This is a genomic window from Streptomyces sp. NPDC057743 (assembly GCF_042798755.1).
GTDB lineage: Bacteria > Actinomycetota > Actinomycetes > Streptomycetales > Streptomycetaceae > Streptomyces.
Genome location: NZ_JBHVJX010000059.1, coordinates 18,582 through 28,607 on the forward strand (window position 1 = coordinate 18,582; position 10,026 = coordinate 28,607).

The 10,026-nt window shown below is 72.6% G+C and carries 8 protein-coding genes; 5 read left to right on the plus strand and 3 right to left on the minus strand.

Annotated features, from left to right (window positions below; all coding sequences use genetic code 11):
* Positions 1 to 18: 18 nt before the first annotated feature.
* The 3 genes from ACFVFQ_RS36270 to ACFVFQ_RS36280 are packed head-to-tail and all read right to left on the minus strand — an operon-like array spanning position 19 to position 2,179.
* Positions 19 to 1,023, minus strand: coding sequence for an aldo/keto reductase (locus ACFVFQ_RS36270; protein ID WP_383424565.1), 1,005 nt, complete (start codon positions 1,021 to 1,023; stop codon positions 19 to 21).
* Positions 1,020 to 1,361, minus strand: a complete 342-nt coding sequence (locus ACFVFQ_RS36275; RefSeq protein WP_383424567.1) for a DUF397 domain-containing protein — start codon at positions 1,359 to 1,361, stop codon at positions 1,020 to 1,022. Before ACFVFQ_RS36275 ends, ACFVFQ_RS36270 begins: the two co-directional genes overlap by 4 nt.
* On the minus strand, positions 1,358 to 2,179 hold the full coding sequence (locus ACFVFQ_RS36280; protein ID WP_383424569.1) for a Scr1 family TA system antitoxin-like transcriptional regulator: 822 nt from the start codon (positions 2,177 to 2,179) through the stop codon (positions 1,358 to 1,360). Before ACFVFQ_RS36280 ends, ACFVFQ_RS36275 begins: the two co-directional genes overlap by 4 nt.
* Positions 2,180 to 2,291: 112 nt before the next feature.
* Here ACFVFQ_RS36280 and ACFVFQ_RS36285 point away from each other — a divergent pair, with 112 nt between their 5' ends.
* From ACFVFQ_RS36285 to ACFVFQ_RS36305, 5 genes are all read left to right on the plus strand, one after another.
* Positions 2,292 to 2,750 (plus strand): ATP-binding protein, encoded by a 459-nt coding sequence (locus ACFVFQ_RS36285; protein WP_383424571.1) that lies wholly within the window; start codon positions 2,292 to 2,294, stop codon positions 2,748 to 2,750.
* Between the two features lie 246 nt (positions 2,751 to 2,996).
* Positions 2,997 to 5,192, plus strand: a complete 2,196-nt coding sequence (locus ACFVFQ_RS36290; protein WP_383424573.1) for an MMPL family transporter — start codon at positions 2,997 to 2,999, stop codon at positions 5,190 to 5,192.
* 66 nt (positions 5,193 to 5,258) lie between these two features.
* Complete coding sequence (locus ACFVFQ_RS36295) at positions 5,259 to 5,918, plus strand: hypothetical protein (RefSeq protein WP_383424575.1); 660 nt, start codon at positions 5,259 to 5,261, stop codon at positions 5,916 to 5,918.
* Between the two features lie 259 nt (positions 5,919 to 6,177).
* Positions 6,178 to 6,366, plus strand: a complete 189-nt coding sequence (locus ACFVFQ_RS36300; RefSeq protein WP_383424577.1) for a hypothetical protein — start codon at positions 6,178 to 6,180, stop codon at positions 6,364 to 6,366.
* 105 nt (positions 6,367 to 6,471) lie between these two features.
* A complete protein-coding gene (locus ACFVFQ_RS36305) occupies positions 6,472 to 9,528 on the plus strand; it encodes an AAA family ATPase (RefSeq protein ID WP_383424579.1) in 3,057 nt (1,018 codons plus the stop codon).
* Positions 9,529 to 10,026 lie beyond the last annotated feature (498 nt).

Genomic DNA, 10,026 nt, shown 5'->3' on the forward strand with positions numbered 1-10,026 from the left:
TCGTCCCGGCCGCCTCGGTCAGTGGCCGAGGCGGGCCAGGGCCGCGTCGGGGTAGCGTCCGCCGGCCACCGCGCCGTCGGGCACGGCGGCCCGGAGCCGGTCCGCCTGCTCCGGGCTGAGCGCGAGATCGGCCGCGGCCGCGTTCTCCTCCAGGTAGGCGCGGCGCTTGGTGCCGGGGATCGGCACGATGTCCTCGCCCTGGGCGAGCAGCCAGGCGAGGACGGCCTGTGCCGGGGTGCAGCCCAGGGACTCGGCGGCGGTGCGGATCGCCCGCACCAGCGCCAGGTTGCGCGCGATGTTCTCGTCCGCGAACCGCGGCCAGCGGCGCCGGGCGTCGTCGGCGGTGAGGTCCTCGCGGGAGGCCAGCGCGCCGGTCAGCATCCCGCGCCCGAGCGGCGAGTACGCGACGACCCCGATGCCCAACTCGCGGCAGGTCGCCAGCATGTCGCCCTCCAGCACGTCGCGCGTGAAGAGGGAGTGCTCCAACTGCACGGCGCTGATGGGGTGGACGGCGTGCGCCCGACGCAGCGTCCGCGGGTTCACCTCGCTGAGGCCGAGGTGGCGCACGGCCCCCTCGGCGACCAGCTCGGCCATGGCTCCGACCGTCTCCTCGATGGGGACGTCCGGGTCCCGCCGGTGCAGGTAGTACAGGTCGATCCGGTCCGTGCCGAGGCGGCGCAGCGAGGCGTGGCACGCCTCCCGCACCCAGGCGGCCGAGCCGTCCACCGCGTTCACCCGCCCCGTGACCGCGTCGTGCCGCAGCCCGAACTTGGTCGCCACGACCAGCCCGTCCCGCACGGAGGCCGGCCGACTGCCCAACCACCGCCCGAGGAACGCCTCGTTGGCGCCCCGCCCGTACGCGTCCGCGGTGTCGAGCAGGGTGATGCCGAGCTCGACCGCCCGATCGAGCGTGCGGACGGACTCGTCGTCGTCCGGCACCCCGTACGAGGTCGACATCCCCATGCAGCCGAGCCCGAGCGCGGAGACGAGCGGTCCGGCGGCGCCTAGTTGGCGTTGCTTCATGGGTGGGTGGCGATGTCGGTGGTGACGTCCGTGATGAACGCGCCCCAGGCGGCGGCCGGGAGGGTGAGCATGGGCCCGTCGGGGTTCTTGGAGTCGCGGATGTGGATGGTGGTGGGGGAGGCGGCTACCTCTAGGCAGTTGCCGCCCTCGTCGCTGCTGTGGCTGGACTTGTGCCAACCGCTCGCGACTTCAAGGCAGTTGCCTCCTGCGCTGGCGCTATGGCTGGACTTGTGCCAGGCGTGGGCGACTTCGAGGCAGGCGCCGCCCTGGTCACTGCTGTAACTGGACTTGAACCAGGTGAGATCGTCCGAGGTATGCGGGGCAGCTGCGCTGGTCATGACCCTCCTAGCAGATCGTCCAGCAGGCTCATGGTCTCCTCGGGGGTGAGAGCCTGCGAGCGCAGCATTCCATACTTTTGTTGGAGTTCACTGACCCGATCAGGGTCGTCGTGGAGGACGCTGGTGAGTTGCCCTTCGATATAGGCCAGGTGATCGTGATCGGGCGTCTCTAGCAGGATCATCGGGCCCGCAAGTCCGGCGTGATTGGCTCGACTTGTTGGTACAACCTGGAGCCCGAGGAAAGGGAGCTCGGCGCACTCCCGCAGGTGTCGGATCTGGCCCCGCAGTACGTCGGCGTCCCCCACTGGGCGGTACAGGATCACTTCCTCCAGGATGAAGTTCATCATCGGTGGGGGCTTCCGCGTCAGGATCTTCTGCCGGCTGAGTCGGCCCGTCACCCATTCCTCAAGTTGCTCCACATCAATCGGCGGATAGAGGCAGTCGAAGACGGCGCGGACGTACGCCTCGGTCTGCAACAGCCCAGGTACGACTTGGTTTTCGTACCAGAGCAGTGTCAGTGCCTCTTCCTCGTACTCCAAGTAGTCCTGTACGAACGCCGGCAGCTTCTCCCGCACCGGCACTTTGCGGACCGCGACCGCCAACGCCCCCTTCGTGTCGAGGACTTCGTCGAACGTCTCGGCCAAGTCCAGCTTCAGCGCTCTGCGGCCCTGCTCGATCGAGCCGATGGTGTCCTCGTGGACGCCCACCGCCTCGGCGAGGGCCGGTTGCGTCAGCCCGGCCGCCCTGCGGAAGTGGCTCAACTGGGCGCCGATCACATGCCAGGACGTGATCCGCTTCGGTTTGCTCGGCTGGTGCATGCCGCTTGCCTTCCCCCCGTCGTGACCCGCTGATGCGGCGCGAAGTCGTACATCGCATCCGTACGACATCACGCTGTGGTCCAGCGTAATCACGACCAGTGACAGTGGGTCCATGTGCGAGGAAGCGGAGTTGGGGATTCAGGTCGTGTGGGTCCGGACGGCGTTCTATCGACGGGAGCGCCGTTCCGTGGCGCTGGCCAGGGAGTTCGCGCGGATCGCACTCGCCGACTGGGATCGGAAGCGGGGCGCGGACGACGTGGTGCTCTGCGTGAGCGAACTGGCCACCAACGCGCTGCTGCACGGCGTTCCGCCGGGACGCGGGTATCGGCTGTGGCTGGCGTTGGGGACGGAAGACCGGGTGCTGCGGGTGGAGGTGCATGACAGTGGGGACGGGGAGCCGCGGGTGTCGAAGGGGGGTGGTGTGGCGGATGAGGAGTGCGGGCGCGGGCTGCTGTTGGTGTCCGCGCTGGCGGACGCGTGGGGCGTGGAGGAGCGGGTGCCCGGCAAGGTCGTGTGGTGTGAGTGGCGACCGGAGGGTGGGGGTGAGGAAAGTCCGTTAAGGGTGTTTTGACGGGATTAACCGGCCGATAAGGAGGGCGGGTTGCCTTCGGGGGTCCGGCTGTGGGGAAGTCCACAAAGGGGACAAAGGATCTTTTCGGGCTGACAGTCTGCACCTGCCCAGCCCGACCCCGATCCCGATCCCGATCATCCCGCCTCCGTTTACGCCCCGTCCCCGTTCACTGTTCGTCTCACCTGTTCGTCCGCGTTCGGCACCCCCGCTACCGGGAGATATCGGCGCACGACCCGGAAGCAGCCCGTGACCGCTCTGGCCCGTTGGTGCCTCAGGCGCCGCCTCGTGGTGCTCCTCCTCTGGCTCGCCGCGCTGGCCGGCACGGCCGCCGCCGCGGGGCTCGTCGGCTCCGCGTACTCCACCGACTACGCGGTCCCCGGTACCGAGTCCGGCCGCGCCGGCGCCCTGTTGGCCAAGGCGTTCCCGGACCGCGCGGGCGATGCCGACACCCTCGTCTGGCACACCGGCGACGGCAGCGTGCGCGCCACCGCGGTCCGCACGACCATGACGCACACGCTGGCCGAGGTCGCCAAACTGCCCGGCGTGGCCCACGTCCAGGGCCCCTACGGGCCGGGCGGCGGCGAGCAGATCAGCCGGGACGGGCACACCGCCTACGCCTCGCTGACCTTCCGGAGTTCGCCGGACGATCTGCCCGCCTCCCAGGTGAAGAAGGTGGTGGACACCGCCAAACGGGCCGCCGGGCACGGCCTCCAGGTGGAGTTGGGCGGCAGCGGGATCGCGCTCACCCAGTCCCCGCACGATCAACTGCCGGAGGCGATCGGGGTGGTCGCGGCGGCGGTGGTGCTCTTCCTCGCCTTCGGGTCGCTGGCCGCGACCCTGTTGCCGATCGTCACCGCGCTGGCCGCCGTCGGCACCGCGGCCAGTGGGATCAGCCTGCTCGGCCACGTCATGACGGTGGCCGACTTCGCGCCGATGCTGGGCATGTTGATCGGCCTCGGGGTCGGGATCGACTACGCGCTCTTCATCGTCACCCGGCACCGCAAGGGGCTGCGCGCAGGGCTCTCCGTCCAGGAGGCCGCGGAGCGCGCGGTGACGGTGTCCGGGCGCGCGGTGGTCTTCGCCGGCGCCACCGTCTGCATCGCCCTGCTCGGCATGCTCACCCTGCGGCTGGGCTTCCTCAACGGGGTCGCGCTGGCCGCCTCGCTCACCGTCGTCCTCACCGTCGCGGCATCGATCACGCTGCTGCCGGCGCTGCTGGGGTACATCGGGATGCGGGCGCTGGGGCGGCGGGAGCGGCGGCGGTTGGCCGAGGAGGGGACGGTGACCGTCCCCGGGACGGGACCGGCCGCCCGTTGGGCCGGCTTCGTCGAACGCCACCCCAAACTGCTCGGCGCCGCCGCGGCCGCGGTGATGCTCACCCTGGCGCTGCCCACCCTCGGCCTCCATCTGGGCACCTCGGACCAGGGCAACGACCCGGCGACGGCCACCACGCGCAAGGCGTACGACCTGCTGGCGGACGGCTTCGGGCCGGGCTTCAACGGGCCGCTGACGCTGGTCGGTTCGCTCGACAGCGCCCCCGACCGGCTCGCCTTCGACAAGTTGCCGCAGGTCCTTCGGGACACCCCCGGCGTGGCGCAGGTCAGCGGGCCGGACTTCGACGGCGGCCACGCCACCGGGGTGATCACCGTCGTCCCGGACAGCGCGCCGCAGTCGCAGCGGACCTCCGATCTGGTCAGCAGGTTGCGCACCGAGGTGCTGCCCCGCGCGGCCGACGGCACCTCGCTCCGGGTGCGGGTCGGCGGGGTCACCGCCGGCTACGACGACTTCGCCGAGGTCATCGTCGGCAAACTGCCGCTCTTCCTGGGCGCCGTGATCGGCCTCGGCTCCGTCCTGTTGTTGCTCGCGTTCCGGAGCATCGGCATCCCCCTCAAGGCCGCGCTGATGAACCTGGTGGCGGTCTCCGCCTCGTTCGGGATCGTCGTCGCGGTCTTCCAATGGGGGTGGGGGAGCGAGGCGTTGGGCCTGGGGCGGGCCGGACCGATCGAACCGTTCCTGCCGGTCATCATGGTCTCGGTGCTCTTCGGGCTCTCCATGGACTACCAGGTCTTCCTGGTCAGCCGGATGTACGAGGAGTGGCAGCGGACCGGCGACAACCGGCGGGCGGTGCGGGTCGGGCTCACCGAGACGAGCCGGGTGATCAACTCGGCCGCGGTGATCATGATTGCGGTGTTCGGGGCCTTCGTCCTCAGTGGCGACCGGATCATCGCCATGTTCGGCATCGGGCTGGCCGCCGCCGTCGCGCTGGACGCGTTCGTGCTGCGCACGCTGCTGGTGCCGGCCCTCATGCACCTGCTCGGCGGCGCCAACTGGTGGCTGCCGGCCTGGTTGGAGCGGCGGCTGCCACGGCTGAGCATCGAACCGCCCGAGGAGTCGTCCGGGCCCGCGCCGGCGGCGGACGACCGACCGTCGGTGACGGTCTGACCGCCTGGCGTAGGCGCGGCCGCGGTTCTCATCTCGCTCTCAGACGCGGCACCTACGGTCGCGCCCATGGGATCGACGACCGACAAGCGACGCGACGACGCGAAGACGACCACCACTGACCAGGGGGCCAAGGACGCGACCGAGGCCGTGGAGCGGGCCGAGGAGACGGCGGCTGCCGGCGGGGAGACGAACGGGGAGAAGGCGGGGGAGAAGGCCGCGGAGAAGGTCGACGAGACGGCCGAGGCGCAGGCCGACGGGGGTCCCGAGGAGGCCGCATCCGCGGCCGACACGGACACCGACGCCGAGGTCGATTCCGACGCCCCTCAGGCCCCCGCCCGATCCGGCGCGGCCGCCGGTGCCGGGGCCGTCGTGGCCGCCGGGCTCGGCCTGGCCTCCATGACCGGCACCTGGATGGGCACCGTGCTCGCCGAACGGCAGACCCTGGTCGGCCAGATCAAGGTCCAGTCCGGCAAGGCCACCGACCAGATCGCCACCGTCTACGGCGCCCCCTGGCACACCACCGCCCTGGTCAACGGGGTCTTCGCGGTGCTCGCCATGGTCGTCGCCGCGGTGGTGCTGACCGGGCGCCGCGCCACCTGGGTGCGCGCCGTCGCCTGGGGCGGGCTGGTGCTCGGCTTCCTCGGGTTGCTGGTCTCGGCGGGCATGTACCTCGACCTGTTCGCGAGCCTGCCCAGCCTGCCTAAGGTGCCCGGCGCCGGCTCCTGAGCACCCCTTGAGGCCCGCGGCGCCCGCGCCTAAGGCCCCTGGGGCGCAATGGGGCGTGGTGCCGTACGGGAACGGGCGGGGCCCAGGGGGCACTTAGGCCCCCGACCGGCCCGTCGTCCCATGTGGCGGACGTCGTCGGGGCTCGGAAATCGGGCACTCTCCCGATGTGCCGGACCCCCCTTGGAGACGAGTGTGGAGGCCATCGGCGCCCGGCGAACGGCCGGGCGCCGCCACCGCCTCATCCCAAGGGGGAGAGCCCATGTACGTCTCCGAACTGGAGCTCCGGGTCCGTTACGAGGAACTGCGCCGCGAGGCCGACCGTCGCCGCCTGGTGCGCGAGGCCACCAACGGGGCGCGGGACGCGGCCCGTTCCGGAAGCGAGGACTCCGGGAGGCGGGTGAGGGGGAACCGGGGCCGGCGGTCAGGCGTCCGGCGCGCCACCGCCTGACCGCCAGACGGCCCTGTGACCGGGGACGTTCGGGGAGCCGAGGGTGTCCCGAGGCGACCCCACGGTGTGCCGGAAACCACTGCCGCATTGTCAGACCCCTGTGCGATGCTCGGCACCGTGGAGTCCAGAGCGATCAGTCCCGTCTTCGTCGGCCGCGCCGCCGAGCTCGCCGAGTTGGGCGACGCGCTGGCGCGGGTCGCGGCGTCCGGCGAGCCGCAGGCCCTGCTGATCGGGGGCGAGGCCGGGGTCGGCAAGACCCGCCTGATCGAGGAGTTCTGCGAGACGGCGCGCGGCCGCGGCGCGCAGGTCGCGCTCGGCGGCTGCATCGAAATCGGCTCCGAGGGCCTGCCGTTCGCCCCGTTCTCCGCCGTCCTGCACACCCTCAACGCCCACCTGCCCGACGAACTGGCCGCAGCCGTCGCCGGCCAGGAGGGGGAACTGGCCCGCATCCTCCCGGAGTTGGGCGAGACCGCGGGCGAGAGCCGGGACGAGGAGACCGGCCGCGCCCGGCTCTTCGAGCTGACCGCCCGGCTCCTGGAGCGGCTCGCCGCCCACCGCACCCTCGTCCTCGTCATCGAGGACCTCCACTGGGCCGACCGCTCCACCCGCGAACTGCTCGCCTACCTCCTGCGCGCCCTCCACGACGCCGGCATCCTCCTGGTCGCCACCTACCGCTCCGACGACATCCACCGCCGCCACCCGCTGCGCCCCTTCCTCGCCGAGATCGACCGGATGCGCACCGTCCGCCGCATCGAGCTGGGCCGCTTCAACCGCGACGAGGTCCGCATCCAGATCGCCGGCATCCGCGGCAGCGAGCCAGCCGAGGAGACCGTCGACCGGGTCTTCAAGCGCTCCGAGGGCAACGCCTTCTTCGTCGAGGAGCTGGCCCGGGGCCTCGCCGACGGCTGCCGCTACGGCCTCAGCGACCCACTGCGCGACCTGCTGCTGGTGCGCGTCGAGGCGCTCCCCGAGGACGCCCAACGGGTGGTGCGGATCGCCGCCGAGGGCGGCTCCACCGTCGAGCACGAACTCCTCGCCGCCGTCTGCCAGATGCCCGAGGACGACCTCATCGAGGCGCTCCGCGCCGCCGTCGGCTCCAACACCCTGCTGCCCACCCAGGACGGCACCGGCTACCGCTTCCGGCACGCCCTGGTCCGCGAGGCCGTCGTCGACGACCTGCTGCCCGGCGAGCGCACCCGCCTCAACCGCCGCTACGCCGAGGCGCTGGAGGCCGCCCCCGCCCTCGTCCGCTCCGAGGTCTGCGCCACCCGGCTGGCCAGCTACTGGTACAAGGCCCACGACGCCGCCAAGGCGCTGCCCGCCGTCCTCGCCGCCTCCGTGCAGGCCCGCCGCCGGCACGCCTACGCCGAGCAACTGCGGCTGCTGGACCGCGCCCTGGAGCTGTGGGACGACGCGCCCGTCGAGGTCCGCCAGAAGGTGCGCCCGGTCGACTACGCCGAGGCGTACCCGGCCTGCGGCTGCGACGACGAGGCCCTCCGCTTCCTGGACCTGCTCGCCGAGATCGCGGTGGCCGCCCGGCTGTCCGGCGACGGCGAGCGGGCCTTCACCATCACCAAGCGCGCCCTGCGCGCGCTGCGCACCGAGCACGACGCCCAGCGCACTGCCTGGTTCCTGGTGCAGCGCTCCAAGCTCTGTCAGAGCACCGGCCGCGGCGACGGCTGGGAAGACCTGGGCAGGGCCCAGGAGTTGATGCGCGGACTGCCGCCGTCGTCCGTGCACGCCACCGTGACCGCCGCCGTCGCCAGTTGGCAGATGCTGCACGAGCCGGGCCCCGGCGCCTTCGCCACCGCCGAACGGGCCGTGGAGCTGGCCCGTACGGTCGGCGACGAGGAGGCCGAGCTCAACTCCCGGGTGACGCTGGCCGGGTTGCGAGTGGACGCCGGCGACGTCGAGGAGGGCCTCGCCGAGTTCCGCACCGTCCTCGACCGGGCCGTCGACCGCGGCTACTTCGCCGTCATCGGCCGCGGCCACGTCAACCTCCCGGGCACCCTGGAGGGCGTCGGCCGCTCCCGCGAGGCGGTGGACGTCACCGACCAGGGCGTCGAGCTCACCACCCGCTACGGCCTGACCAACAGCACCAGTTGGGTGCTGAGCAACCGCGCCGAATCGCTCCAGTCGCTCGGCCGCTGGGAGGAGGCCGGCCGGGCCGCCGCCGAAGCCCGCCGCCTCGCCCGGGACCCGCGCGCCGTCGCGCTGGCCGCCAGCCGGCTCACCGCGCTGGCCCTGGACACCGGCGATCTGGCCGCCGCCGAGCGCGAACTGGCCGTCGCCCAGGAGCACTACGGCACCCACGACCCCCAGCCGCAGCACGCCCTCCCCATGGCGCGGCACGCGCTGCGGCTCGCCGCCCGCCAGGGCCGCATCCTCGACGCCCGCGCCGTCCTCCTCCAGGCCGCGCCCGGCGCCGGCTTCGCGCCCGGCCTGCACCGTTACGCCTGGCCGCTGCTGTGGTCGGCCACCGCCGTCGAGTCCGACGCCCGCGGGCTGCCCGCCGCCGAGCCCGGCCGGCCCGGGGTCCTCGCCCGCATCCGGCAGGCCGCCAAGCGGCTGCCGCGGCTCTCGCCCGTCTGGGACGCCTACGGCGCGGCCACCGAGGCCGAGCTCCTGCGCGCCGAGGGCCGGGAGTCCCCCGACGCCTGGGCCCGCGCGGTCGCCGCCTTCGAACCGCTCGCCCGGCCGCACGAGTTGGCCTGGTGCTGCTGCCGCTGGGCCGAGTCACTGCTGCACGGCACGGAGCGGGCCGGCGCCGGCCTCGACGGCCGCACCCCGCGCGAGGCCGCCGTCCTCGTACTCGGGCAGGCGCACGCGGTCGCGGCCCGGATCGACGCCCGCCCGCTGACCGGCGAGCTCGAACTCCTCGCCCAGCGCGCCCGAATACCCCTCCCCGGCCGCGGCACGCCACCCGACGCGGCGCGCCCGCCGGCGCCCGCCACCCCCGTCGAGTCCCTGGGCCTCACCCCCCGGGAACGCGATGTGCTCCGCCTGGTCGCCGACGGCCGCAGCAACCGGCAGATAGCCGACGAGTTGTTCATCTCCCCGAAGACGGCCAGCGTCCATGTCTCCAACATCCTGGCCAAACTGGGGGTTTCGGGGCGCGGCGAGGCGGGGGCGGTGGCGCATCGTTTGCGGCTATTCGCGTAGCGCGTTGGCTTCCCACGTACTTGGCTTTCCCGCCGTGTGGGTTGCTGTTGTTTGCGCCTGCGGCGCTGGCTTGTTGTCCGCTGCGCGGGGCTGTCGGCTGCGGTGACGGGCCTCCGGGGGCGGTATGCCAGACTGCTTCGCTTTACGTCTAGCATACCGCCCCCTCCGACCCGTCCCCTCCCGTTGAGGGGTGGATTTCCCTGGGTGGGGGCTGATCCTTGTGGTCCCCTGACGGCCGTTGCCTGGTGTGGCTGGGGCTGCCTGTCCTCTGACGGTCACTGCCCGGTGTGGCTGGGGTCGCCCGTCTTCTGACGGTCACCACGCAGGCTCACGCGTCGTCCTCGTCCGCTTACGGTCACCACTCAACCGTGCGGCCTGAGTTGGCCCACCGGCAGGGTGTGGCAATCACCGTTTTCACCCACCCCCCACGGGAGGGGACGGGCCGGAGGGGTGGGGGTGCCAGACGTAAAGCGAAGCAGTCTGGCACCCCCACCCCGG